24 protein-coding genes and 1 pseudogene are annotated in these 25,933 nt (G+C 53.2%); 11 read left to right on the top strand and 14 right to left on the bottom strand.

Annotated features, from left to right (window positions below; all coding sequences use genetic code 11):
- Nucleotides 1-97: 97 nt before the first annotated feature.
- Nucleotides 98-5,629: a glutamate synthase-related protein gene (locus ACPXSQ_RS16450; protein ID WP_022622360.1), complete on the bottom strand. Its 5,532-nt coding sequence runs from the start codon at nt 5,627-5,629 to the stop codon at nt 98-100.
- 890 nt (nt 5,630-6,519) lie between these two features.
- Between ACPXSQ_RS16450 and arcB the strand changes: the two are divergent.
- A pseudogene (arcB, locus tag ACPXSQ_RS16445) lies at nt 6,520-8,939 on the top strand (aerobic respiration two-component sensor histidine kinase ArcB).
- 796 nt (nt 8,940-9,735) lie between these two features.
- Nucleotides 9,736-10,455 carry a monofunctional biosynthetic peptidoglycan transglycosylase gene (gene mtgA, locus ACPXSQ_RS16440; RefSeq protein WP_013024318.1) on the top strand — a complete coding sequence of 240 codons (720 nt, stop codon included), beginning with the start codon at nt 9,736-9,738 and terminating at the stop codon, nt 10,453-10,455.
- A 2-nt stretch (nt 10,456-10,457) separates the two neighbouring features.
- Here mtgA and npr read toward each other — a convergent pair whose 3' ends face one another.
- The 11 genes from npr to ACPXSQ_RS16385 form a co-directional block, all read right to left on the bottom strand.
- Nucleotides 10,458-10,730 (bottom strand): PTS phosphocarrier protein NPr, encoded by a 273-nt coding sequence (npr, locus tag ACPXSQ_RS16435; protein ID WP_194762054.1) that lies wholly within the window; start codon nt 10,728-10,730, stop codon nt 10,458-10,460.
- Nucleotides 10,727-11,581: an RNase adapter RapZ gene (rapZ, locus tag ACPXSQ_RS16430; protein WP_013024320.1), complete on the bottom strand. Its 855-nt coding sequence runs from the start codon at nt 11,579-11,581 to the stop codon at nt 10,727-10,729. The genes npr and rapZ overlap by 4 nt, the downstream gene beginning before the upstream one ends.
- 49 nt (nt 11,582-11,630) lie before the next feature.
- Nucleotides 11,631-12,110: a PTS IIA-like nitrogen regulatory protein PtsN gene (ptsN, locus tag ACPXSQ_RS16425; protein WP_013024321.1), complete on the bottom strand. Its 480-nt coding sequence runs from the start codon at nt 12,108-12,110 to the stop codon at nt 11,631-11,633.
- Nucleotides 12,111-12,262: 152 nt separating this feature from the next.
- On the bottom strand, nt 12,263-12,550 hold the full coding sequence (gene hpf / locus ACPXSQ_RS16420; protein ID WP_013024322.1) for a ribosome hibernation promoting factor: 288 nt from the start codon (nt 12,548-12,550) through the stop codon (nt 12,263-12,265).
- 21 nt (nt 12,551-12,571) lie between these two features.
- Nucleotides 12,572-14,008, bottom strand: a complete 1,437-nt coding sequence (rpoN, locus tag ACPXSQ_RS16415; protein ID WP_013024323.1) for an RNA polymerase factor sigma-54 — start codon at nt 14,006-14,008, stop codon at nt 12,572-12,574.
- 48 nt (nt 14,009-14,056) lie between these two features.
- The gene (gene lptB / locus ACPXSQ_RS16410) at nt 14,057-14,782 is read right to left on the bottom strand and encodes an LPS export ABC transporter ATP-binding protein (RefSeq protein WP_013024324.1); all 726 of its coding nucleotides are present in this window, start codon (nt 14,780-14,782) and stop codon (nt 14,057-14,059) included.
- Nucleotides 14,783-14,787: 5 nt separating this feature from the next.
- On the bottom strand, nt 14,788-15,342 hold the full coding sequence (lptA, locus tag ACPXSQ_RS16405) for a lipopolysaccharide ABC transporter substrate-binding protein LptA (RefSeq protein ID WP_019106702.1): 555 nt from the start codon (nt 15,340-15,342) through the stop codon (nt 14,788-14,790).
- Nucleotides 15,311-15,892: an LPS export ABC transporter periplasmic protein LptC gene (gene lptC / locus ACPXSQ_RS16400; RefSeq protein WP_019106703.1), complete on the bottom strand. Its 582-nt coding sequence runs from the start codon at nt 15,890-15,892 to the stop codon at nt 15,311-15,313. The genes lptA and lptC overlap by 32 nt, the downstream gene beginning before the upstream one ends.
- Nucleotides 15,889-16,455 (bottom strand): 3-deoxy-manno-octulosonate-8-phosphatase KdsC, encoded by a 567-nt coding sequence (kdsC, locus tag ACPXSQ_RS16395; protein ID WP_013024327.1) that lies wholly within the window; start codon nt 16,453-16,455, stop codon nt 15,889-15,891. Before kdsC ends, lptC begins: the two co-directional genes overlap by 4 nt.
- 13 nt (nt 16,456-16,468) lie before the next feature.
- A complete protein-coding gene (gene kdsD, locus ACPXSQ_RS16390) occupies nt 16,469-17,455 on the bottom strand; it encodes an arabinose-5-phosphate isomerase KdsD (RefSeq protein ID WP_013024328.1) in 987 nt (328 codons plus the stop codon).
- A 16-nt stretch (nt 17,456-17,471) separates the two neighbouring features.
- The gene (locus tag ACPXSQ_RS16385; RefSeq protein WP_013024329.1) at nt 17,472-18,452 is read right to left on the bottom strand and encodes a calcium/sodium antiporter; all 981 of its coding nucleotides are present in this window, start codon (nt 18,450-18,452) and stop codon (nt 17,472-17,474) included.
- Nucleotides 18,453-18,664: 212 nt separating this feature from the next.
- Between ACPXSQ_RS16385 and mlaF the strand changes: the two genes are divergently transcribed.
- From mlaF to murA, 7 genes are all read left to right on the top strand, one after another.
- Entirely contained in the window at nt 18,665-19,480 is an 816-nt protein-coding gene (gene mlaF / locus ACPXSQ_RS16380) for a phospholipid ABC transporter ATP-binding protein MlaF (RefSeq protein ID WP_014595153.1), read from the top strand.
- Nucleotides 19,481-19,484: 4 nt separating this feature from the next.
- Nucleotides 19,485-20,267: a lipid asymmetry maintenance ABC transporter permease subunit MlaE gene (gene mlaE, locus ACPXSQ_RS16375; protein WP_013024331.1), complete on the top strand. Its 783-nt coding sequence runs from the start codon at nt 19,485-19,487 to the stop codon at nt 20,265-20,267.
- Between the two features lie 4 nt (nt 20,268-20,271).
- The gene (gene mlaD, locus ACPXSQ_RS16370; RefSeq protein ID WP_014595154.1) at nt 20,272-20,826 is read left to right on the top strand and encodes an outer membrane lipid asymmetry maintenance protein MlaD; all 555 of its coding nucleotides are present in this window, start codon (nt 20,272-20,274) and stop codon (nt 20,824-20,826) included.
- Nucleotides 20,827-20,842: 16 nt separating this feature from the next.
- Nucleotides 20,843-21,475: a phospholipid-binding protein MlaC gene (mlaC, locus tag ACPXSQ_RS16365; RefSeq protein WP_024472197.1), complete on the top strand. Its 633-nt coding sequence runs from the start codon at nt 20,843-20,845 to the stop codon at nt 21,473-21,475.
- Nucleotides 21,475-21,771, top strand: a complete 297-nt coding sequence (gene mlaB, locus ACPXSQ_RS16360) for a lipid asymmetry maintenance protein MlaB (protein WP_013024334.1) — start codon at nt 21,475-21,477, stop codon at nt 21,769-21,771. The genes mlaC and mlaB overlap by 1 nt, the downstream gene beginning before the upstream one ends.
- A gap of 122 nt (nt 21,772-21,893) precedes the next feature.
- On the top strand, nt 21,894-22,151 hold the full coding sequence (ibaG, locus tag ACPXSQ_RS16355) for a BolA family iron metabolism protein IbaG (protein ID WP_010251880.1): 258 nt from the start codon (nt 21,894-21,896) through the stop codon (nt 22,149-22,151).
- Nucleotides 22,152-22,215: 64 nt separating this feature from the next.
- Nucleotides 22,216-23,475: a UDP-N-acetylglucosamine 1-carboxyvinyltransferase gene (murA, locus tag ACPXSQ_RS16350; RefSeq protein ID WP_014595155.1), complete on the top strand. Its 1,260-nt coding sequence runs from the start codon at nt 22,216-22,218 to the stop codon at nt 23,473-23,475.
- A gap of 73 nt (nt 23,476-23,548) precedes the next feature.
- On the opposite strand, the gene ACPXSQ_RS16345 is transcribed toward murA, so the two are convergent.
- Together ACPXSQ_RS16345 and ispB are read right to left on the bottom strand one after the other, a co-directional pair.
- On the bottom strand, nt 23,549-23,830 hold the full coding sequence (locus ACPXSQ_RS16345) for a helix-turn-helix domain-containing protein (protein WP_013024337.1): 282 nt from the start codon (nt 23,828-23,830) through the stop codon (nt 23,549-23,551).
- Between the two features lie 233 nt (nt 23,831-24,063).
- The gene (ispB, locus tag ACPXSQ_RS16340; protein ID WP_013024338.1) at nt 24,064-25,035 is read right to left on the bottom strand and encodes an octaprenyl diphosphate synthase; all 972 of its coding nucleotides are present in this window, start codon (nt 25,033-25,035) and stop codon (nt 24,064-24,066) included.
- A gap of 255 nt (nt 25,036-25,290) precedes the next feature.
- On the opposite strand from ispB, the gene rplU reads away from it, so the two are divergent.
- Nucleotides 25,291-25,602, top strand: a complete 312-nt coding sequence (rplU, locus tag ACPXSQ_RS16335; RefSeq protein WP_013024339.1) for a 50S ribosomal protein L21 — start codon at nt 25,291-25,293, stop codon at nt 25,600-25,602.
- Between the two features lie 15 nt (nt 25,603-25,617).
- Nucleotides 25,618-25,875 (top strand): 50S ribosomal protein L27, encoded by a 258-nt coding sequence (gene rpmA, locus ACPXSQ_RS16330; RefSeq protein WP_009092448.1) that lies wholly within the window; start codon nt 25,618-25,620, stop codon nt 25,873-25,875.
- The last annotated feature ends 58 nt before the right edge of the window (nt 25,876-25,933 follow it).

Below are 25,933 nucleotides of genomic sequence, written 5' to 3'. Positions count from 1 at the left end.
GCCTGCTGCTGAGAGGATAAGGATGCCGCTGCGCCCGGCACGTCGAACAAATCAGGGTCATCATCATTAAACACAGTTCTGTTCACTGAGCCTGCTGTCAGGCCAGTTTACCCACGGCCGCTGCAATTTCAGGTAACGCCGCACGCGCAAACAACTCTTCAAAATCAGGCAGGCGACCGAGAATGTCACGGTTGCAGGCATCCTGATACATGATCCAGCCGTAAGTGGCCAGGCTGTCCATTGAGCGGATATTACGTTGCGTCAGTGCCGCTTTGTAATCGGACATGCGTTTTGAACCGATCAGGCTCGCCAACTCGCTGTCGCTATAGCTTTCAATCGCTGCTCGCGCATGGCGTTGCAGCTTACTCACCAGTGAAAAGTCTTCGGTCATCAGCAGATTCCGCACGGCTTTCTCCACGGCGGCGTCTTCAACCGGCGTGCCTTTAGGCAGCTTGCTGAGTGCCAACTGCTGGGCAAAGCTCAATACGGTATAGTTATTCAGTAAAACAAACATTTCCTGCGTATCTGTCGCGCCATAAGCCGGAACCGCGCCGTCGGCAATGGTCTTGCCTTCGCGCCAGGCGGCTTTAAACTTGGCAACCTGATGGCCTGCCAGCGCCGTTGACAGCTCTTCCAGCAGATCCTTGCGGGACTTGGCCTTCAGAATTTCACCGCCATCCTGGTAAAGCAGCAGGGAACGCGGCATAACGTAGACAAAGTGCTGACATTCGGTTTCCCAGTGCTCCAGCAGCCAGGCGGCACGCGGAGACTGCGTGGCCTCCAGGTGCCAGTTCAGCATGGTGAGAACCGCCTGCTTATGAATCTGTGCCAGCTCATCCGGGTCAGCGATTGAGCCAAACAGAACGGAGTCGCCCGCCGCATGGCTCGCCAGTGAACCATAGGGATCGTACTGATAAGCAAAGCCGCCGCTCATGCCGTTACCGAAGCCTTTACCAAAGGTGCCCAGGTTTAACACTGCGCCGTTGGTCATGTATTCGCAGCAAAAGTCACCGACGCCTTCCACCACCGCAGTGGCACCGGAGTTACGCACCGCGAAGCGATCGCCGGCCTGGCCCTGAACGAACAGACGGCCGCCGGTGGCGCCAAACAGAGCGAAGTTACCGATCAGAACGTTGCCATCGCTGTCCTGCGCGCCGCCACCCGGTGAGAGCACGACCAGTTCGCCGCCGCACTGACCTTTGCCGACGCCATCGTTGCAGGTCCCACGATGTTTCATCAGCATGCCGTCATTGCAGAAGGCCCCGAAGGACTGACCGGCAGAGCCGGTCGTGGTGATTTCTACGGTGGCAGGTGCCAGATAGCGACGACCGCGATCGTCACGTAGCACGGCCGGCATTGCCTGAATCTGTGCAGCCGTCAGGGTGTGATTCAGCATGCGCTCAATATCGATAGCTAACTGGCCGCCCACGCTTTTATTGCGGTTGTTGAGTACAACATCCTTACCCAGTTGCAGAGAGGTTTTACCCTGATCGACCAGTTGCTGGCTCAGTTCTTCAACCCAGCGGTCATCCAGTTCAAAATCTTTCTCCAGATAAACTGGCTTAGCAATCTTCAGCTCGGGCACCACGGTCAGCATGGCACGCAGGTCCAGCTTACCGACTTCCAACGGGTGATCCATCAGATGAAGCAGATCGGCGCGGCCACGGGCTTCACGCAGGGAACGCAGGCCCATACGCGCCAGAATCTCACGCACTTCATGCGCCACGTTCAGGAAGTACTGTGCCAGCTGGCGCGGATCGCCATCAAAGGCTTCGGCGTTAGTGGTTAATCCCGCCGGGCATTTAACGTTACAGTTCTTCGCCATCACGCACTTCAGCATCATCAGCGCGGTGGTACCAAACTCAAAGCTGTCGCCGCCCAGCAGTGCGGATTTCACCACGTCGCTGCCGGTTTGCTGTGCGCCTGAGCAACGCAGCAGAACTTTGTCGCGCAGGCCGTTTGCACACAGGGCCTGGTGAACTTCGGCGATACCGATTTCGGCAACGCGACCGGTATATTTCAGGCTGGTCACCGAGGCGGCGCCTGTACCACCCGTGTTACCGGCAACGTTAATCACGTCAGCACCGGCTTTCGCCACGCCCACGGCGATGGTGCCAATACCTTCAGATGACACCAGCTTCACAATGACGCGCACGCGGGCCGCTTTACAGTCGTGAATCAGCTGCGCCAGATCTTCGATAGAGTAGGTATCGTGGTGCGGCGGCGGAGAAACCAGCTCAACGCCTGGCGTGCCGCCGCGTGCGGCGGCGATCTCTACGGTAACTTTTGCCGCCGGAAGCTGACCGCCTTCACCGGGCTTGGCGCCCTGGCCGATTTTGATCTCAAGCTCTTCCAGCATCGGATCGGCCAGGTAGGCCGCCCAGACGCCAAAGCGGCCTGACGCCAGCTGTTTGATACGTGAAGCGCGAATGGTGCCGTGACGGGAGTAGTGCTCACCGCCTTCTCCACAGTTACTCATGCCTCCGACCATGTTGGTGCCATGCGCAACGGCTTCATGCGCCGGTGCGACCAGCGCACCGTGACTCATCGCGCCAGACGCGAAAGTGCGGGTAATTTCGCTCGCGGGCTGAATATCGCTCAACGGCAGCGACGGCAGCGCCGTGAAAATGCGTGACAGGTAGTCCGCCGCTTTGCCGCTGGCGGTGACTTTCAGGCCGCCAGCAACCACTTCTGCGGTTTCAATCTCGTCGTTAAAACGGGCTTTCAGCGCACGTGACAGGTTGAGCAGGCGTTCACTTTCTGGTTTCAGTCCGGCAATGGCATCGGTCAGACGCAGCATAAAGGCATTCTGGCTGCCCTCAATGGCGTCACAGACCAGGCCGCGGGTGGCAAAACCATTGTTAGTCAGCGAGTAGCGACCCAGCTTACGCCGGAATTCGGCCTCACTGTCGATGTGGGTAAGATCTGCCGGGAAGGCCAGAATATCGCGCAGCGCGGCTGGGCGGCGTTTGCGCTCTTCGTACATCAGGCTGGAGAACTGACGATAATCGGCCGTAATGGCAAAATCATTCATCACCTCATCCGGGATGCGCTCAAAGCTGCTGTCTTTAAACGTCTCAGGCTTGATGCCAAAGGCATTGTCCAGACGGGCCAGCGTCATCAGACGAATAAAGTTATCCTCTTCACGCGCTTTGTCCGCGAAGCGAATCGGCTCTTCCGTCATATCAATAAAGGTGCGTACGGCAATGGTGCCGTAAGAGTGGCCTGCGCCCTCTGCACGTTCTTTAAACAGGCCTAACAGCGGCACTTCGGACTCGCCCTGAATTTTCAGTGCGCTCTGATGCCAGTCCACCGCCATCTGAGCGATGGTTGCGAAGCCCGCGCCGCCCACAGGCGTTTTGATGTTTGGAAAATACTTTCTCAGTACCGGGTCATCGGTATTCAGGAAGTTAGGCTCGAAGAACTCGCCGCTGCTGTAGCTCTCAACGGTACACAGCCCCACTTTACCCATGGTTTTCATCAGGGCTTTTTCGGCCGCTTTAGCGTAGCGTTTAAAGGCTTTGTTGCCTTCTTCGCCTTCACCAAATTTTTCCTCAGCACGCATTTGCACGCCGAGCGGATAAACGGCTGACGCGCCAAAGCCCAGCGTAGCCGCAATATGGTGAGAAGAGATGATCTGTCCGCTCTCCACCACCAGCGACACATCCAGGCGTAAACCTTCCTGTACCAGACGCTGGTTAACGGCAGAAATGACCAGCAGCATGGGCAATGCGGCCTGGGTAGAAGAGATATGGCGATCGGTCAGTACGGCAATGCCGCCCTCTGAGCGGGCAAAATCCACCACCTGCTGTGCCAGATCGTCAATCGCTTTTTCCAGCGCGCTGGCGTTCGCTGTGCGGCTCAGCAGATCTTTGCCGGTGACCGGCTCGTAAAGCATTTCGAAGCGAGCGTAAGGGGCCACGTTCTGCTCGCGCAGCTGCAGCATGTCCAGATGGGTCAGAATCGGGGTTGGCACAATGATCTGCCGACCTTTACTGCGGCCCAGATGCGGTTTAGCGCCCAGCGCCACGCGCAGCGTCATGCCATCCGCTTCGCGAATGGAGTCCAGTGGTGGATTGGTCACCTGAGCAAAGCGCTGCGAGAAGTAGTGCGCCATGCCGCCTTCATGATCGGAGAGGCCGTTAATCGCATTGCCGTAACCCATCGCAGAGATTTTCTCGGCGCCGGTGTTCAGCATCGGATCCATCATGAACTTAAAGCTTTCCTGGTTATAGTAGTACGCCACGAAGCGCTGATAGGTTTTCAGATCGCCGCGATAGCGCAGGGGAGAACCCTGTTGTTCAGCAGGAATAACCGGCAGCTCTCGTAAATCGACACGCGACTTGCCGAGCAATGCCGCATAGTCTTTTTCAGCAGCCAGCTTCTCCAGCGCCTGGTGCGTGGTGTAACTGCGCTTTTCGCGATGGTCAAAATACAGCATGCCGCCGGCTTCAATACGGCCACGGCGCAGCACGCTTTCAGGGGGAAAGGCAATTTGTCCCGCTTCGGACATGGCACCGATGTATTCCGCCGTTTCGATTGAACGCAGCGGGCGCAGCCCCAGGCGATCAAGACGCGCACCGATTACCTCGCCGTTACCAAAAATTAAGGCGGCCGGGCCATCGTTTTTCTCTTCATAAAGCGAAAAGTATTCCAGCATGTCACGCACGGCAGGGGAGAGCGCGGTATCGTTTTCCCAGGCAGGCGGCATCATCGACACCACCGCGGTGATCAGGTCCAGATCGTCTTCCATCAGGCGGCTGTGAATGCTCTGATCCAGTCGCGAACTGTCTGACTGGCCTTTCGGACGCACAATGGTTTTGCCACGGGCGGAAGCCAACGCAGATTCGGCGATGCGGTTTTTACGATCGGTATTCAGCTCACCGTTGTGGGCCATCAACCGGAAAGGCTGTGCCATGGTGGTGTGCGGATCGGTATTCGTTGAGAAGCGAGTATGGAAAAACAGTCCGCGTACGTGATGATCGGGATCGGTCAGATCTTTGAAGTAAGGGATCACTTCATTTGAATTCAGGCGCGCTTTAAAGACCTGGGTGCGCGACGACAATGACAGTGGATATAACCCGCCAAATTCGGTTTGGGTAAAGGCTTGTGCCTCGATCGTCAGCAGGGCGCGATAAATCAGTTTTTCGAAATCGATCTGATTGCTGATGTCCTGAGGTGCGGCAAAAATCCACTGCACAATGGGAAGCTGAAACTGCATGGCAGCCGGGCGCGTGACGCTGTTATCCAGCGGCATTTCACGCTTCAGGATAACCGGCAGATTAAAGCGATTTAGCGTCTCTTCGACTAAACGTTCGGCATTGGCGCGCAGTTCCGTGTCTTTCGGCACGAAGAAGTTACCTACACCAAAGCGTCCGGCCTCAAGCGCCTGACCGGTAATTTTACGGAAAAAATGCAGGGAAAGATCGACGTTAACCCCGGCGCCATCGCCCACGCCTTCGGCGGACATACCGCCACGGTGCGGAACCGTACAGAGTGCGCTGTGCGCCATGCGCAGAATTTCATGAGTCTGCTCGCCGTCCTTACGGGTAATGAAACCTACACCACAGCTGTCACTTCCTGCTGCTGGGTCATATAAGCCATAGGAATCAGGTTTTTTACTGGACATTGAGGGTCTCCTTAAAACTGCTTTAGACATTACCTGCATTGTTTCAGGCACTGAGTTCAACTGCACACTTCCCAGCGCAAATTCTTTCATTTCCGCGCCTGACAGCCTGCGCGATTGGGTTTTACGCACTTTTCATCGCCAGGAGAAAGGTCCCTTGAGGCGTTGCGCTTGATTTTTCCGTTCTCGAAAGGAGATGACTCAAACCATGTGGGCGTCATGTTGCATAGATATGCCGTGACACGTATCCATCATGAAAGCTTTCAGCGGAATTCCAACTTATCGGGAAAGCGAATCGAGGTCAAATAGTGATACTGACACAGTTTAATCCCGTCTTTGTATCCTTAACTAAATGAATTTATTATTTTTTTATGTCTAAAATGTGTCAGTTTGCCATTCAGGTATAGGGGATGAAATGTGAACTGTATCACTGTGCAGAAGGCGTGAAATCACTGAAGTATGCTGGCGATAAGGGACTAAACAGCATCAAATGCTGCTGCAGGCAGTGTAAGCACAGGATGTATCTGTTTTTCTTATAGCACCAAATTTGAATGAATAAGGGCATCATGATTAGCAAAATTAATCACGTCAGGTTGCTTAAAACTGCAATTTATATGAATGAGTATGCATGAAAAGCATGGCGTCGCGATAACAGGAGGTTATTTGGCGAAAAAGCAGAGGCAGGAATAGCCCGCCTTGCAAAAAGGCGGCCTTACAGATTCATTGAGTTAGCACAATTAGTCAAGGGTTTTAGCATTAAGGAGCTGAACGTCGGCGAAGAGACCGTGTTTTGCACCATATAAGTGCATCCGCGCGGCGATCTTACCTTATGCACTGCGACGACAGTGAAATAAATACGCTATCATGTGGCTGTTCTCATCCAGGGAGTGTTTATGAAACAGATTCGCCTGCTGGCGCAATATTATGTTGATTTAATGGTCAAGCTTGGCCTGGTACGTTTCTCGCTGCTGCTGGCCTCCGCGCTGGTCGTGCTGGCGATGATTGTGCAGATGGCGGTCACCATGGTACTGCGTGGCCACGTCGAAAGTATCGATATGGTGCGTTCGGTCTTTTTTGGCCTCTTAATCACGCCCTGGGCGGTCTACTTCCTTTCTGTGGTGGTTGACCAGCTGGAAGAGTCTCGTCAGCGTCTGGCAAGGCTGGTGGATAAGCTGGAAGAGATGCGCACGCGCGATCTCGAACTAAATCAACAGATGAAAGAGACCATCTCACAGCTTAATAATGAAATCGCCGATCGTAAAAAAGCTGAGGAAGCACGTGAGCAGGTGATGGCGAAGCTGCGTGAAGAGGTGGCGCGCCGCGAGCAGGCGCAAATTGAGCTGGAGCAACAGTCTTCCTTTCTGCGTTCGTTCCTGGATGCCTCACCGGATCTGGTCTTTTACCGCAATATCGATAAACAGTTTTCGGGCTGTAACCGGGCCATGGAGCTGTTAACCGGCAAAAGCGAAAAACAGCTTATTGGTCTGACGCCTCGCGACATCTATGACAACGATACGGCCACCAAGGTGCTGGAGACCGACGAAAAAGTCTTCCGGCATAACGTCTCGCTGACCTATGAGCAGTGGCTGCAGTATCCCGATGGCCGTAAAGCCTGTTTTGAGATCCGCAAAGTGCCCTATTATGACCGCGTGGGTAAGCGCAGTGGGCTGATGGGCTTCGGACGCGATATTACCGAGCGTAAACGCTATCAGGACGCGCTGGAGAGTGCCAGCCGCGAGAAGACCACCTTTATCTCAACGATCAGCCACGAGCTTCGTACGCCGCTTAACGGCATTGTCGGGCTCAGTCGCATCTTGCTGGATACCGATCTGAACCAGGAGCAGCTTAAGTACCTGAAAACGATCCACGTTTCCGCGATTACGTTGGGCAACATTTTCAATGACGTCATTGAAGTCGATAAGATCGAACGCCGCAAGGTTCAGCTGGATAACCAGCCGGTCGACTTCACCAGTTTCCTGGCCGATCTGGAAAACCTCTCAGGCCTGCTGGCTCAGCCTAAAGGGTTGAAGTTTGTCATGGCGCCACAACTCCCGCTGCCGCATAAGATCTCGACTGATGGCACGCGCCTGCGGCAGATTCTGTGGAATCTGATTGGTAACGCGGTGAAATTCACCCAGCAGGGAGAGATCGTCGTACGCGTCGCGTACGAGCAGGATGAAACGCTGCGCTTTGAGGTTCAGGACTCAGGGCAGGGGATTCGGCAGGAAGAGCAGGATAAAATTTTTGCGATGTATTATCAGGTTACCGATCAACACGGCGGGAAGCCGGCGACCGGAACCGGTATTGGTCTGGCAGTGTCACGCCGCCTGGCACAGGCCATGGGCGGGGATATCAGCGTAAACAGCGCACCGGGGCAGGGCTCCTGCTTTACCGTTGTGATAAAAGCGCCACGCATTGCAGAAGAAGTGGAAGATGAAGGCGTGGACGACCCGCTTCCGCTCCCGGCTTTGCACGTCCTGCTGGTGGAAGATATTGAGCTGAATGTCGTTGTTGCACGCTCGGTACTGGAAAAACTCGGATGCAGCGTAGAAGTGGCGATGACTGGCAAGGCGGCACTGGAGATGTTTGATCCGCTTGAGTTTGATCTGGTGCTGTTAGATATCCAGCTGCCGGACATGACCGGGATGGATGTGTCACGCGCCATCCGTCAGCAACATCCAGACGCAAACCTGCCGCCGTTGGTGGCGTTAACGGCCAACGTGCTGAAAGACAAAAAAGAGTACTTCGACGCTGGCATGGACGACGTGCTCAGTAAGCCCCTTGCCGTGCCCGCGTTAACGGCCATCATTAAAAAGTTTTGGGACTATCAGTCTGAGAGCGATGCGCAGCCGGCCAGGTTCGTGAATAACAGTAAAACCGATGCAATACTGGATGTTCCTATGCTCGAACAATATCTGGATCTGGTGGGGCCGAAGCTGATTACGCAAAGCCTGACTATGTTTGAACAGATGATGCCGGGTTATCTTGAGGTGCTGGATTCCAACATGATGGCGCGTGACCAAAAAGGCATTGCTGAGGAAGGGCATAAAATCAAGGGTGCAGCAGGCTCGGTTGGGTTACAGCATCTTCAGCAGGTGGCAAAGCAGATTCAAAGCCCTGAACTACCGGCATGGTGGGACAACGTGGGCGAATGGGTCGAAGAACTGAAGCGTGAATGGCAACACGATGTGCAGGTACTGCGCGAGTGGGTTGCTGAAAAACAGCGTTGATACAAAAAAATGACCCCAGCCGAAGCCGGGGTGCGCTAATACTGCGCCAACACCAGGGAAAAAGACGCTGCTGCTATGCTTAATGTTATTCATGCAACAGCGGGGTATTGGTTAACACTTGCAACACCTTAGCAAATTCAAATTACTTTGTGACAAGATTCATTAAAATTTGTGATGTTGAACCGCGTTTAAATACAGGAAACATTAATTCGACAACATAGTCAAGCAATGAATCAATTTTACCGTCGTATTGGTTGTTTTTTAATCAAACCTACTGTTTTTTGTACGGGCTTAAGCCAAATTTGTTAACAAAACCTGTGTTGCGCGCGGTAACCAAAATTTTTTGCCGTAGCTTGCGAGTAAAATAGATATAAACTTATGATAATAAAGAATAATGAAGAAAACAGGTCGATCGGACCCAAAACGTTTCGGGTCACCGGATCTTATCTCATCATCAAAAGGTTTTGCCGATAGAAAGCCTTTTATAATTCGGCAAAAACATAGAGTTAAAATAACGCTGTGTGACAAATAAATCCCTTAGCAAGGTCACTGAGTGAACATTTTATCAGCAGGTGCCGTGAGGGCTTTTTACAGTCCGCAGAATTATATATAAGTTTTGTGAAACATTGAGGTATGGGATTGTCACAAAATGGTATCATCTTTTTAGAACGGTGAGCGCATTACAAAAAAGATGGAACCGATTCCTTACGCGTGGAAGTAATTGAACTCATTCAAACTATTGTTGCATTCAGAATGCATTTTCATTGTTTTGTTATAAACGTTGCACAACGTAGCAGCGCATTTGTCAGTAAAAAAGTGTACGCCGGGCAGTGGTCACGCCTGAAATTAATTAACGCATAAAAATGTTGAGACGAGCGCATGAGTAAGCATAAAGGGAACCTGTGGCGGCGCGTGAAGCCTGTAGTGATGCGCATTGTGTTTATTTGGCTGGGGCTGTGGCTGGCGGGCATTCTGCTCTTTTCGTTCATTCCTGTCCCCTTTTCAGCCGTGATGGCAGAACGTCAGGTAGGTGCCTGGTTCAGGGGCGATTTTGGCTACGTCTCTCATTCGGACTGGGTAGGAGCAGATGAAATTTCACCCTGGATGAAACTGGCCGTCATCGCTTCTGAAGATCAACACTTCCCCGACCATTGGGGGTTTGACGTGGCAGCAATCCGGTCCGTACTGGACGACAGTGACAGCCGGATGCGCGGAGCATCCACGCTGTCACAGCAAACGGCAAAAAATCTGTTTTTATGGGATGGCCGGAGTTGGGTGCGTAAAGGACTGGAGGCGGGATTAACCGTCGGGCTGGAAACCGTATGGACCAAACGGAGGATCCTGACGGTTTATCTGAATATCGCGGAGTTTGGCAAAGGCACGTTCGGAGTAGAGGCGGCTTCACGCCGCTTCTTTCATAAACCTGCCAGCCGATTAACCCTGTCCGAAGCGGCGCTGCTGGCTGCTGTCTTGCCTAATCCGCTGCGCTTTCGCGCAGATGCACCTTCAGGCTATGTCCGTCAACGCCAGCAGTGGATCCTGCGCCAGATGCGTCAGCTGGGTGGCGAAGGCTTCCTGCAGCGCAATCACCTGAACTGACGTTAGTCTTCGTCGAATCCGGCTTCAAACAGCTCAATGACGGCGCCCAGGGCTTCCGTTTCCTGTGGACCGCTGGCTTCGATCTCAATATGACCGCCTTTGGCCGAATCCAGCATCAGCAACGCGATAACGCTGCTGGCTTCGGCCTCTGTTCCGCTCTCGTTACGTAACAGCACTTCGGCATCGAAACTCTGCACCAGTTCAAACAGCTTCATAGCAGGACGTGCATGCATGCCGAGCTTATTTCTGATTTCCACGGTTTGCTTAACGGTCATGATTTACGTTTTTCCAGCGTGCGATGACGAGACTGTACATTTTTACCCCGGGAGCGGAAATAGTCAGCCAGCTGTTCGGCAATATACACGGAGCGATGTTTGCCGCCAGTACAGCCAATCGCCACGGTAAGATAGCTACGGTTGTTGGTTTCCAGCATCGGCAACCAGAGTTCCAGATAGCTACGCGTCTGATATATGAAGTTATGGACTTCAGTATGGCGATCGAGGAACGCGGCCACGGGCCTGTCCAGACCGGTCATGGGACGTAATTTGGGATCCCAGTGCGGGTTAGGCAAAAAGCGCACGTCGAAAACGTAATCTGCATCAATGGGAATGCCGTGCTTGAAGCCAAACGATTCGAACACCATTGTCAGCTCACGCTCACGTTTACCCAGCAAGCGGGTACGCAACATCTCCGCCAGTTCGTGTACCGACATCTCTGAAGTATCAATAATCAGATCGGCACGGGAACGCAGCGGCTCAAGCAGGTCGCTCTCTTCGTCAATCGCGCTTTCCAGCGACAGATTCTTGCTGGATAACGGATGCAGACGGCGCGTATCACTGTAACGGCGGATCAACGTGTTGCGATCGGCATCAAGAAACAGCAACTGCGGTGAGAATGCTGAAGGCAAACTGCTGAGCGCCGTCTCAAAAATCTCAGGAGATTCGGGCATATTGCGTACGTCAATACTCACGGCCGCAGAGATATTGCGCTCGACCAGTGATTCAGCCAGTTGAGGCAACAGCACCACTGGCAGGTTATCAACGCAGTAAAAACCCATGTCTTCCAGCGCGCGAAGCGCCACTGACTTTCCCGAGCCTGACCGACCGCTGACGATCATCAGCACCATGACCTTCTCTCCCGTTTTAAAGCCGGCTTACGCCGGTAAATCACGCGCTTTATTGCTCTGTTTGTGCTTCGGTAATAATCGCATACAGTTCTTCATCGCTCTGCGCGGCACGCAGGCGGCGGCAAACCGTTTTATCCGCCAGTCGTTTTGCCACTAACGACAGCGTATGTAAATGGGTTTTACACTGGTCAGCCGGCACCAGTAGCGCAAAAAGCAGATCGACAGGCTGGTTATCCACGGCATCAAAAGCGATGGGTTGCTCCAGGCTGATAAAGACGCCTACGGCCCGTAAAGTATCTTCCTCCAGCTTGCCGTGAGGGATCGCGATACCGTTACCGATACCGGTGCTCCCCATGCGCTCACGGGTTAGGATCGCCTCAAACAGCGTTTGATGCGGCAGGTTGAGCTGCTTAGCGGCCAGTTCGCTGATAATCTCCAGCGCCCGTTTTTTGCTTTGGCAGTGTACGCTACTGCGGGTGCAGTCTGGCGAAAGCACCGTGCTCAGTTCCAGTGTTAAATCATTGTTCATTGTCGTTTCACTTGCGAGTTCACATAGCCATCAACCCGGTACGTAAAAATCACGTCGCGGAATAATGGCGCTGGCACAGATGACAAAACGGGGCGGTTAATCCGCCCCATCCTTTCAGCTTTGCGCGCCGGGCGCGCCTGCCAGCGTGAAGGTTAGTGTTTTTTTAGCTTGTCTTTATATTTGGTCAGTTGACGGGTCAACTTGTCAATCAATCCGTCAATTGCCGCATACATATCTTCCGCTTCAGATGTGGCGTGCAGCTCGCCACCGTTGACGTGCAGGGTTGCATCAGCAATCTGCGTCACCTTCTCAACTTTCAGGACAACATACACCTGATTGATATGATCAAAGTAATGTTCCAGTTTGGCAAATTTCGTTGTCACGAACTCACGCAGGGGTTCGGTGATTTCAACATTTTGCCCGGTAAGGTTCAGCTGCATAGGTCTTCCTTCTCATTTCTGTCAAACCAGCTGTTTACGCTGATTTGAAGGCGGTATGGACAAAGACTCGCGGTACTTAGCGACGGTTCGACGTGCCACTATTATCCCTTGATCAGATAACATGGAGGTCAGTTTACTGTCACTCAAGGGCTTGGCGGGGTTTTCCGCCGAGATTAATTTTTTCACCAGCGCACGAATAGCGGTAGATGACGCTTCTCCGCCACCTTCAGTATTAACATGACTGGAGAAAAAATACTTCAGTTCAAAAATGCCACGCGGGCTGTGAAGGTATTTTTGCGTGGTCACGCGGGAAATCGTCGATTCATGCATGTCCACCGCCTGGGCAATATCGGCCAGCACCATAGGACGCATAAACTCTTCACCCTGGTCAAAAAAGGCCTGCTGCTGTTCCACAATACAGCGGGAGACTTTTAACAATGTCTCGTTACGGCTTTCAAGGCTTTTAATCAGCCAGCGGGCTTCCTGCAAATTACTGCGGATAAACTGACTGTCGCTGTCGTTGCGTCCGGCTCCGCCCATGGCGGCATATTGCTGGTTTATCTTCAACCTGGGCAGGCTGTCGGTATTCAGTTCGACCGTCCAGCGCGTCGTCACTTTACGTACCAGCACATCGGGAATCACGTATTCGGGTTCACCGGTGTTAATCGACTGACCCGGGCGCGGATCGAGCGACTGAATCAGCAGCATCGCCTCTTTCAGTACGTCTTCTTTCAGACGCGTTACGCGCATCAGGCTGCGGAAATCGTGGTTCGCCAGCAAATCAAGATGGCTGCTGACGATCAATTTTGCTTCCGCCAGCATCGGCGTTTCAGGCGCATACTGCGACAGCTGCACCAGCAGGCAGTCGCGCAAATCACGCGCGCCGACGCCGACAGGATCGAAACGCTGAACGCGCTTTAACACGGCTTCGACTTCGTCGATTTCCAGCTCGTCGTTACCGATACTGTCGAGAATCTCTTCAAGTGAAACGGTAAGATAACCGGTGTCATCAATGGCATCGACGATAGAGGTCGCAATGGCACGGTCGTTATCGCTGAAGGGCGTTAACTCGACCTGCCACATAAGATAGTCCTGCAGTGACTGTGTGGTTTCGCCCTGATAAATCGGCAGCTCGTCATCCTGATAATCGGTACCGGTTCCTGAAGGCGTGCCTGCGGTGTAAATCTCGTCCCACGTGGCGTCAAGCGGCAGCTCTTCAGGCATATCCTTTTGTTCCAGCGCTTCTCGGGTATCCAGTCCCGCTTCGCCTTCCTGATACTCTTTCGCGTCTATTTCATCGTGCAGATCGGTTTGCTCAAGCAGGGGATTGCTTTCCAGCGCCAGCTGTAACTCTTGCTGGAGTTCGAGCGTAGAGAGCTGCAGCAGACGTATCGCCTGCTGCAGTTGTGGGGTCATCGCCAGTTGTTGGCTGAGCCTGAGTTGCAAACCTTGCTTCATAGACAGGATGGATATTCCCGGGTAAACATCAGTATTAACGACACCTTATCAGAGTCTGAACTCTTCACCCAAATAAACCCGTTTAACTTGCTCATCTGCAAGGACTTCATTCGGCGTACCGTGCGCAATCAGGTTTCCCTGACTGACGATATAGGCGCGTTCACAGACCGCCAGCGTTTCACGCACGTTGTGGTCGGTGATGAGAACACCAAGGCCACTGTCACGCAGGTGTTCAATGATTTTTTTGATGTCGATAACGGAAATCGGGTCGACCCCGGCAAAGGGTTCATCCAGCAGGATAAATTTCGGATTCGCTGCCAGCGCACGCGCAATTTCTACGCGACGGCGCTCACCGCCCGACAGCGATTGCCCCATATTGTCGCGCAGATGAGCAATATGAAACTCTTCCATCAGTTCGTTAGCCCGATCCTGTCGCTGCTCTTCGGTTAAGTCATCACGAATTTGCAGGACCGCCATCAGGTTGTCGTAAACGCTCAGGCGACGAAAGATTGAGGCTTCCTGCGGCAGATAGCCAATGCCGCGGCGCGCACGCGCATGAAGCGGCAGGATGCTGATATCTTCGTCATCAATAATGATGCGTCCCGCATCGCGCGGAACAATGCCCACCACCATGTAAAAGGTGGTCGTTTTACCCGCACCGTTTGGACCCAGCAGCCCGACGATTTCACCGGACTTTACCTGCAGGCTGACGTCTTCAACCACGCGGCGGCCTTTATAAGCCTTTGCCAGGTTTTCTGCGATTAATGTGGCCATAGTGATCAGTTACTCTTTTTTTCGCTGTTGGTTGACGCGGGCTTATCCTGCAACTGCGACGGCACCAGCACGGTCGTTACGCGCTTGCTCTGGCCCTGGCTGTAAGCCTGCATTTTTTGCTCTTTTACCAGATAGGTGATGCGGTCGCCTTTGATGTTGCTGTCCAGTTGCTCAATGTAGGCGTTGCCGGTCAGCTCAACAAAGTCATTGGCAAGCTCATAATGCAGTTTGGACGCATGGCCCTGAACCGGTTTGCCGTTGTCCTGCATCTGGTAAAAGGTGGCAGGATTACCGTAAGCATCAACGATGGTCTTTTTGCTGTCGCCGCCCGGACGCGTGACCACCACTTTATCCGCGGTGATTTTGATCGATCCCTGGGTGACAATAACGTTACCGGTGAAGGTCGCGACATTGCCTTGCAGATCCAGAGACTGATTCTCAGAGTCAATATTCACGGGTTTGTCCGAGTCACCGGTCAGCGCCAGAGCAGGCAGGCTGGCTGCAAGCAGCAGGCTGGCCAGTAAAAACTTAATGTTGTTTTTGTTCATTTTGAATTTCATAAGAAGTTTTGACCTTTTCGATTAACTCGGCGTTCTTTGTCCGTAAATTACCGCGCATTTTCATACCGGTGGAGTTAAAACTGCGGCCATATAACGTCACCTGGTCGTCAGAGGCGACGTCCTGAGTGACAAGATTGACCTGAGCGTTATCCGTTTTAATACGCTCAAGCTGGGAGTCCTGAGCCAGAGCATTCAGCTCAACATGGCCATAAAGATACAGCATCCTGTCTTTGGTAAGCTTTGCTTTATCTGCGCGTATCGTCCAGGTCGGCATTTTATTTTCGTCATAGGTGGTCATCACCGGATTATCAAACCAGCTTATTCCGCTGTCTTCGAAATAGGTGACTTTATCCGATACCAGCTTGTAAGCCAGTCCACCTTGCGGGTTGTAGACTACGGTATGGGAGTTAGCACTGGTGTAGGTTGGCGTTTGATTATTATTCGCTACCGGCGCGCTGTTGTCGCCATCCCGGTTAGTGAAATTCCAGCCAATAAGCACCAGCGCAATCAAGGCCAGACCCAACGTTATCCAACGCCTGCTTTTACTCATACTGATTGCCCTTTGGCATCCTCGAATTTATTTTGCGCCATTAAGATGAGATCGCACAGCTCCCGCACCGCACCGCGCCCACCGGCAATACGGGTAACGTAGTTCGCGCGCGTCAATAGCAATGGATGGGCATCGGCGACAGCCACGCTTAGCCCGACTTTCGCCATCACTGGCCAGTCAATCAGGTCGTCGCCAATATAGGCGACCTGATCGTCAGAGAGCGACAGTGTATCCAGAAGTTCACCATAGGCCAAAAGCTTATCTGATTGCCCCTGATAAAGGTGGCGAATCCCGAGCGTTTTACAGCGGTCTTCCAGTAATTTGGCCGTGCGGCCGGTAATAATAGCCACTTCGACGTCAGAGGTCAGCAGGCAGCGAACGCCATAGCCATCGCGCACGTTAAAGGTTTTCAGCTCTTCGCCGCTGTTCCCCATATAAATCAGACCATCCGACATCACACCGTCAACGTCGCAGATCAGCAGGCGAATTTTACTGGCGCGCGTCATGACATCTGAACTGACCGGGCCGTAGCACGTTTCTAAAGTGGCATTTTCCGACTGCATTATGTCTTCCTGTTTACACTACGCCAGCGCGCAGCATGTCATGCATATGTACCACACCCAACAGACGGTCGTCATCGGCCACCAGCAGGGAAGTAATGTTTTTGGTTTGCATCAAATTCAGCGCATCCACCGCCAGCACGTTAGGCCGCACGCGAATGCCACCCCGGGTCATGACTTCAGCGATAGTGGCGTGTTGAAAATCAATGCCCATATCAAAGATGCGGCGCAGGTCACCATCGGTAAAGATGCCCTCGATCTTCATCAGATCGTCCACGATAACCGTCAGGCCGAGATTTTTACGGGTGATTTCCAGCAGGGCATCACGCAGGGAAGCATCGCGAGTGACGTGCGGGAGTTCATCCCCGCTGTGCATAATGTCGCTGACGTGTAGCAGCAGCTTCCGGCCCAGCGCACCGCCCGGATGGGACAATGCAAAGTCTTCTGGCGTAAAGCCGCGGGCTTCCAGCAGGGAAACGGCCAGCGCATCGCCCATGACCAGCGTTGCGGTTGTGCTGGTGGTGGGGGCCAGGCCGAGCGGACAGGCCTCCTGTGGGACTTTCACGCACAGGTGGATATCTGCGGCGCGGGCCATGGCGCTTTCAGGACGGCTTGTCATACAGATCAACGGAATCTTTTGGCGTTTCATTACCGGTATCAGCGCCAAAATCTCACTGGATTCGCCACTGTTAGATATCGCGATGACGACATCGTCTTTACCTACCATGCCAAGATCGCCATGGCTGGCTTCAGCGGGATGCACAAAGAACGCCGGCGTGCCGGTGCTGGCAAAGGTGGCCGCCATTTTTTTCCCGATATGGCCCGACTTGCCCATCCCCATGACCACAACTTTTCCCTGACAGGCATAAATCAGTGCGCAGGCGTCGGCGAAAGCCTCATTAATATATTGATCAAGCTGCTCCAGGCCTTCGCGCTCGATGCGTAATACCGTTTTACCGGCTTTCTGAAAATCAAAATTTACCGTTGGTTGCTGATATGACATGGCGAATCTGTCCTTGTTAGCCGTCCATAAACGCCGGCTGTAGCCACAGCAGCGTTACCCAGACGAAGAAACCACAGAGTAAAAGCGAGCCCGCCGTACGGCCAACCCGGCGACGACGCAGCAGACAAAGCATGGCGAACAGCACGCTGACACCAAGCATTATCCAGTAATCGCGCGCAAATGCGTGATAGTCTACGCTGCCGGGATGAATCAGGGCCGGCAGACCCAGAACGATAGCCAGATTATAAATATTGGCACCAATCAGATTGCCTATAGCGATATCATCTTCACCTTTCAGCGCGCCCGCGATGACGGTTGCCAGCTCTGGCAGACTGGTGCCGACCGCGATGAGCGTCAGCCCCATGACCAACTCGCTGACGCCAAAGTAATCCGCAAATACGGTCGCGTTATCGATCACCATGTGCGTCGACATGGGCAGGATAATCAGTGCGACGGCCAGCCAGAGAAAGGCGACGGTATTTCCGCTCTCTTCACGCGGCAGTTCGGCTAATTGTTCGCGCGTTAACGTATCGTTATTGTCCTTCTCTGCTTTGCGCGCGATGCGGATGGTCACTATCAGATAAATCGCGGCGATAGCAATCAGTGCAAGGCCATCCAGGCGACTAAGATAGTTATCAAATAACATGATGCCGCTAAGAAGTGAGACCAGCACCATCAGCGGCAGTTCACGGCGTATTAAATTGGAATGGATGCTCAGGGGATGCAGCAAGGCCGCGCCACCGAGAATCAAAAGAATGTTGGTGATGTTTGAGCCAAGCGCGGTGCCCACCGCCAGATCCATCTGTCCGTACTGCGCTGCCGAGAAAGAGAGAATGATCTCCGGGAGCGAGGTGCCGATACTGACGACGGTCATGCCGATTATCAGGGGCGGGATGCCAAAGGATCGACAAAGTATTGCAGCACTAAACACCAGACGATCGGCACCATAAGCCAGTAAAAGCAGTCCGATAATCAGCAGTGCGGTAGCGACGAACATGAAAAATCCTTGCTTAAAACCCCTGTCGGCTCGCCTTCAGGTTCTTTGTGACAAAACAGGCGCTGATTTTGACCTTCTGAGCGGCAAAAGTAAATTTTATGACCGTTTTCGCCAAATCTTTGTATTAAGTTTCTGTAAAGCTATCGTGCGTTTAGCCTTAACAGGCTACCATCGTACCCTATGTTGACGCCCGATCCGTAATAGAGGTGATAATGATCCAACAAAAAACGAACCTGGTTGAGGTTCGTGGCGTGAGTTTTTCACGTGGCGATCGCAAAATTTTCGACGATATTTCGCTGACGGTGCCAAAAGGTAAAGTGACGGCGATTATGGGGCCGTCGGGGATCGGGAAAACAACGCTGCTACGCTTAATTGGCGGGCAACTGCAACCTGACAGCGGTGAGATCTGGTTTCGGGATGAGAACATTCCGACATTGTCGCGCACAAAGTTGTATGAAGCGCGTAAAAAGATGAGCATGTTGTTTCAGTCAGGCGCGCTGTTTACCGACTTAACGGTATACGAAAATGTGGCCTGGCCGCTGCGTGAACATACCCGGCTGCCCGCGCCGATTTTACACAGTACCGTATTGATGAAGCTGGAAGCCGTGGGTTTACGCGGTGCTGCGCAGCTGAAGCCTGCGGAGCTGTCAGGTGGGATGGCCCGCAGGGTTGCGCTGGCGCGCGCGATTGCGCTTGAGCCTGAACTCATTATGTTCGATGAACCCTTTGTAGGGCAGGATCCCATTACCATGGGCGTGCTGGTTAAGCTTATTGATGAACTGAATCATGCGCTGGGCCTGACCTGCATCGTGGTTTCCCACGACGTGCCCGAAGTGTTGAGTATTGCTGATTACGCCTACATTGTGGCAGGACAAAAAATTATTGCGCACGGCACGACGCCAGACCTGCGTGCTAACAACGATCCCCGTGTGCGCCAGTTTATTGACGGCATTGCGGATGGGCCAGTGCCGTTTCGTTTTCCGGCGGGCGACTATTTGGCCGACTTAACCGGCTCAGGGAGAATCTAAGCTGATGTTGTTGAAAGCACTGGCGTCATTAGGACGCCGGGGAATAGGAACCTGCGCCAGCTTTGGGCGTGCCGGTTTAATGCTTTTTCATGCGCTGGTCGGTAAGCCCGCGTTCCGTAAACACTTTCCGCTGCTGATCAAACAGCTTTACAGCATCGGCGTACTGTCTCTGGTCATCATTGTCGTCTCCGGTCTGTTTATTGGCATGGTGCTGGGCCTCCAGGGCTATCTGGTGTTAACCACCTATGGCGCTGAAACCAGTCTGGGCATGCTGGTGGCGCTGTCGCTGCTGCGTGAACTGGGTCCGGTTGTGACGGCGCTGCTGTTTGCAGGGCGCGCAGGATCGGCCTTAACGGCAGAAATCGGGCTGATGAAAGCCACGGAGCAACTCTCCAGTATGGAGATGATGGCGGTCGATCCCCTGCGCCGTGTCGTTTCGCCGCGCTTTTGGGCGGGTTTTATCAGCATGCCGCTGCTGGCGTTAATCTTTACTGCTGTAGGGATTACGGGCGGAGCGCTGGTAGGCGTGAGCTGGAAAGGGATTGACCCTGGCTTCTTCTGGTCGGCGATGCAAAACGCCGTCGATTTTCGTAGCGATGTGGTCAACTGCATTATTAAAAGCGCTGTGTTTGCCGTCACTGTCACCTGGATTGCATTGTTCAACGGTTACGATGCCATCCCGACCTCTGAAGGGATTAGCCGCGCCACGACGCGCACCGTGGTGCATGCATCACTGGCGGTGCTCGGTTTAGATTTTGTGCTGACAGCACTGATGTTTGGGAATTGATGCGATGCAAAGCAAAAAAAGCGAAATTTGGGTTGGCGTGTTTATGATCATGGCAATGATTGCCGTGTTGTTTCTCTGCCTGCGCGTGGCAGATCTCAAATCTTTAGGTACGGAGCCCACCTGGAAACTGTATGCCACCTTCGATAACATCGGCGGCCTGAAAGCCAGTTCGCCAGTGAAAATTGGCGGCGTGGTGATTGGTCGCGTAACGGACATTTCTCTTGAACCTAAAACGTTACTGCCGCGCGTCACAATGGATATCAGTGATAAATATGCCAATCAGATTCCGGATACCAGTTCGCTGGCGATCCGCACTCAGGGATTACTGGGCGAGCAGTTTCTGTCGTTAAATATCGGCTTTGACGATCCTGAGCTAGGATCGTCAATGCTGAATGACGGCGGGACGATTCGCGATACCAAGTCGGCGATGGTGCTGGAAGATTTGATTGGCCAGTTCCTGTATAAAAGCGGCGACAATAAAGGCAATAAGCAAACCAGTGACAGTAAGGACGCGCAGGGCGGCGAGATGGCCGCACCGGCAGCAGCGGCTCAACCTTAAATAGAGGGATAACATGATGTTTAAACGTTTTCTGATGATCGCCATGCTGGTGGTCACGCCACTGGCAGCCACCGCGGCCGATCAAAGCAATCCTTATAAACTGATGAACGAAGCGGCTAACAAAACGTTCACCCGTCTCAAGAACGAACAGCCGAAAATTAAGCAGGATCCAAACTATCTGCGTGAGATCGTTCGTCAGGAGCTCCTGCCTTACGTGCAAATCAAATATGCCGGTGCATTAGTGCTGGGCCGTTTCTACCGCGATGCCACACCTGCACAGCGTGAAGCTTACTTCAAAGCGTTTGGCGACTATCTGGCTCAGGCTTATGGCCAGGCGCTGGCCCTGTATCACGGTCAGACTTATCAGATTGAACCTGAGAAGCCGATTGGCAACACCAATATTGTGGCTATCCGCGTGACCATTATCGATCCTCAGGGCCGTCCGCCTGTACGCCTCGACTTCCAGTGGCGTAAGAACAGCCAGACCGGCAACTGGCAGGCTTTCGATATGATCGCGGAAGGCGTGAGCATGATCACCACCAAACAGAATGAGTGGGGCGATCTGCTGCGTACCAAGGGGATCGATGCGCTGACCGCTCAGCTGGAAGCCTCAGCGAAACAGCCTATCACCCTGGATCAAAACAAATAATGCAGGCATCACTGCACTGGTCACGCGAAGCAAACACGCTGCGGCTGGAAGGCGAGCTGGATCGTGACACGCTGCTGAGTCTGTGGGAGCAGCGTGAAGCGCTGGTTAACGCGGTCGAACTGATCGATGTTTCCGCCCTGCAAAGGGTGGATTCATCGGGACTTGCGCTGCTGGTTCACCTGCGGGAGATTACCTCGCAGCAGGGAGGCTCGCTGCGCTTTGTGGGAATCGGCGACAAATTGCAGTCGTTGATCACCCTTTACAACCTGCAACAAATTATTGTTTCTGCGGATTAAAGCGCCTGAACTGGCCTTTCTCGTCAAAGCCCCGGTCCCGTACAGGGGCTTTTGCGTATTTAAGAATCAGGCACTTTCCTCTACTATGTCAGCCTTATTATTATTAAGTGAAGTTAAGAGCAATGGAAAACAGTGAGATTCAGGCCGTGCTGATGGCAGCGCTGCCCTTAGATGAAGTTCATGTCATGAGCAATGATGGCAGCCATTTCCAGGTTATCGCCGTGGGTGAGCTGTTTGGTGAGTTAAGCCGCGTGAAGAAGCAGCAGGCTGTCTATGCGCCGCTGATGGAATTTATTGCGGACAACCGTATTCATGCCGTCTCCATCAAAACTTACACGCCTGCAGAGTGGGCGCGTGACCGTAAACTCAACGGTTTTTGATTCCCTCCGGGGCTGCTCGCCTGAGCGTGACCGTTTTATAGCCAGTTAATTGAGAACCGTGTTAATGGATAAATTTCGTGTGCAAGGCCCCACCCGCTTAAGTGGTGAAGTCACCATTTCCGGCGCGAAAAACGCCGCGCTACCCATTCTGTTTGCTGCTTTGCTGGCTGAAGAGCCGGTAGAGATCACGAATGTGCCAAAGCTGCGTGACATCGACACCACCATGAAGCTGTTGACGCAACTGGGTGCAAAGGTTGAGCGCAACGGTTCTGTACACGTTGATGCCAGCGGTGTAGACGTTTTTTGTGCGCCTTACGAACTGGTGAAAACCATGCGTGCCTCAATTTGGGCGCTGGGTCCGCTGGTGGCGCGTTTTGGCCAGGGCGAAGTGTCACTGCCGGGCGGCTGCGCCATCGGTGCGCGTCCGGTTGACCTGCATATTACGGGCCTTGAGCAGTTAGGTGCAGAGATCAAGCTGGAAGAAGGTTATGTCAAAGCATCCGTTAACGGACGCCTGAAGGGCGCGCTGATCGTGATGGACAAAGTCAGCGTGGGCGCGACCGTCACCATCATGAGCGCAGCGACGCTGGCAACCGGCACTACCGTGATTGAGAATGCGGCGCGTGAACCTGAAATCGTTGATACCGCAAACTTCCTCAACACGCTGGGCGCCAAAATCAGCGGTGCCGGTACCGATAAAATTACTATCGAAGGCGTCGAGCGTCTGGGCGGCGGCGTTTACCGTGTACTGCCCGATCGCATTGAAACCGGCACCTTCCTGGTTGCGGCAGCCATCTCCGGCGGTAAAGTCATCTGCCGCAATGCACAGCCCGATACGCTGGATGCGGTGCTGGCGAAGCTGCGCGATGCAGGGGCAGACATCGAAACCGGTGAAGACTGGATCAGCCTGGATATGCACGGCAAGCGACCTAAAGCGGTTAACGTGCGTACGGCTCCGCATCCGGGATTCCCGACCGATATGCAGGCACAGTTTACCTTGCTGAATCTGGTGGCAGAAGGAACGGGTTTGATTACCGAAACCATCTTCGAAAACCGCTTTATGCATATCCCTGAGCTGATTCGTATGGGCGCGCATGCAGAAATTGAGAGTAATACTGCAATCTGTCACGGTGTAGAAACCTTGTCAGGTGCGCAGGTGATGGCAACGGATCTTCGTGCCTCGGCCAGTCTGGTCTTGGCAGGCTGTATTGCGGAAGGAACAACGCTGGTCGATCGTATTTACCATATTGACCGTGGCTACGAGCATATCGAAGATAAGCTCAAAGCGATGGGGGCGAATATTGAGCGCATCAGCGGCGAATAATCTCGCGGCGTCATGCTAATGAAACCAGCCTTATCACAAGGCTGGTTTTTTTTCGGCTACCGATCGCGTTACGCTAGCTTTTGGTCTCGTTGTGAGTCGGTCGCACACGCTTTTTGCGATCCAGGAGACAATGGGTTTCGGGATCGTAATAACGACTTGGCCATATCTCTGACGGATGAACATTGATCGCATCGGCAATCAGCCATTCGCCTTTGGGCCAGGGGCGCGAGAGCGCGTTGGCCAGGGTTGATGAACTTAATCCCGACTGACGTGAAAGCGCCGCCAGCGTGGTGCCACGTTTACGTAGTGCGGCAATGATATCGGCGGGATGCCAGTCCTCTGTCCTGCTCTGCATAACCTTTTCTCCTTGTCCTTGTCAGTGCGTAACGCGCGAGTGATGCTGACTTGTCTACATCCTATCTGGAAAGTTGTCGAATTTTATATCAGAAAATTTCCATAAGATTCCAGTAATATTTAGGTAAGCAGACAGAACTGAGCGGCCTGACTCAAAAGGAGTGTAACGCGTGAAAGAAGGAGGAGGAGTGGGAGAAGGTCACGGAGCCGTGGTGGCTCCGTCAGGAACAAAAATCAGAAATCGCGTTGGACTGACATATGCGCCAGCGCTTCCAGGGCGGAGCGCCACGGGGTTTCTGGCAGAATCTGCAAGGCTGCAATGGCTTTATCGGCCTCTTGCTCCGCACGCTGACGCGTCCATTCCAGTGAGCCACACTGGTTCATCGCTTCCAGAACGGGCGCCAGTAAATGGCGACCGTTGCCCTGTTCGATGGCATCGCGGATCATCTTCGCCTGCTCAGGCGAACCATGGTTCATGGCATGAAGCAGTGGCAGGGTGGGTTTACCTTCGCTGAGGTCGTCACCGGTATTTTTACCCAGGGTTTCCCCATCGGCACTGTAGTCAAGTAAATCGTCAATTAACTGGAAAGCGGTTCCCAGATAGCGCCCATAATCCTGTAGGGCTTTTTCCTGCGCTGGCGTTGCCTCCGCTAAAATCGCCGAGGCCTGAGAGGCGGCTTCGAATAAGCGAGCTGTTTTGCTGTAGATCACCCGCATATAGCTCTCTTCTGTGATGTCAGGATCGTTGACGTTCATCAGCTGAAGCACTTCCCCTTCCGCGATAACGTTCACCGCTTCAGACATCAGCGCCAGGATACGTAGCGATCCCATGCTGGTCATCATCTGGAAGGCGCGAGTATAAATAAAATCACCGACCAGCACGCTGGCTGCATTACCAAATGCAGCGTTCGCGGTGGCCTTGCCACGGCGCATATCGGATTCATCCACGACATCGTCATGCAATAGCGTGGCGGTGTGGATAAATTCGATCAGCGCCGCGTTGGTGACGTGGAGATCGCCCTGATAACCCATGGCGCGCGCCGACAGCACGGCAATCATGGGGCGAATGCGTTTACCGCCGCCACTGATGATGTAATAACCCAGCTGGTTGATGAGCGAGACATCTGAATTCAGCTGGTCGAGTATGGTCTGGTTAACGGCAGCCATGTCCTGTGCGGTTAATTCGTTAATCTGTTCTAAGTTCATTCGTCTTTTCAGCTATGACTCGTTTCTTTGCCATGGTAAGCGGTTTTACCCAGCCAGCGTTCAGTAATCTGTTACTGATTGTACTTGAATTTTCAGGTTGAGAAACGTTTGCATTGAGCCTGTGTTTTTTTTCTGCAAGAGTGTGCAAAGTGCTCTTGTCTTCTGTTTGAGTTTTGCGTAGAATTCGCGCCCTATTGTGAATATTTAGCGCGCCGCCTGATGAACTGAAAGGCAAGCGCAGAAGCGGAGTTTTATATGTACGCGGTTTTCCAAAGTGGTGGTAAACAACACCGAGTAAGCGAAGGTCAGACCGTTCGCCTGGAAAAGCTGGACATCGCAACCGGTGAAACCATCGAGTTTGACCAGGTTCTGATGATTGCAAATGGCGAAGACGTGAAAATCGGCGCGCCACTGGTTTCAGGCGGTGTGATCAAGGCAGAAGTTGTTGCTCATGGTCGTGGCGAGAAAATTAAGATCGTTAAGTTTCGTCGTCGTAAGCACTACCGTAAGCAAGCTGGCCATCGCCAGTGGTTCACTGATGTGAAAATCACTGGTATCACGGCGTAAGAGGAGATCTGACAAATGGCACATAAAAAGGCTGGTGGTTCGACTCGAAATGGTCGTGACTCCAATGCAAAACGTCTGGGCGTAAAACGTTTCGGTGGCGAATCTGTTCTGGCAGGTAGCATCATCGTTCGTCAGCGTGGCACCAAATTCCACGCAGGTAGCAACGTTGGTTGTGGTCGTGACCACACCCTGTTTGCTACTGCAGACGGCAAAGTAAAATTCGAAGTTAAAGGTCCGAACAACCGTAAATACATCAGCATCGTTGCTGAGTAAGGTTGTCGTGACGCAGACGGTTAACGTCTGAACGCACGAATTGAAGGCCCCGCAACTG

Origin of the sequence: Pantoea sp. EEL5, assembly GCF_049892805.1 — a bacterium.
Lineage (GTDB): Bacteria > Pseudomonadota > Gammaproteobacteria > Enterobacterales > Enterobacteriaceae > Pantoea > Pantoea ananatis.
This window is presented reverse-complemented; position numbering and strand designations above follow the sequence as displayed.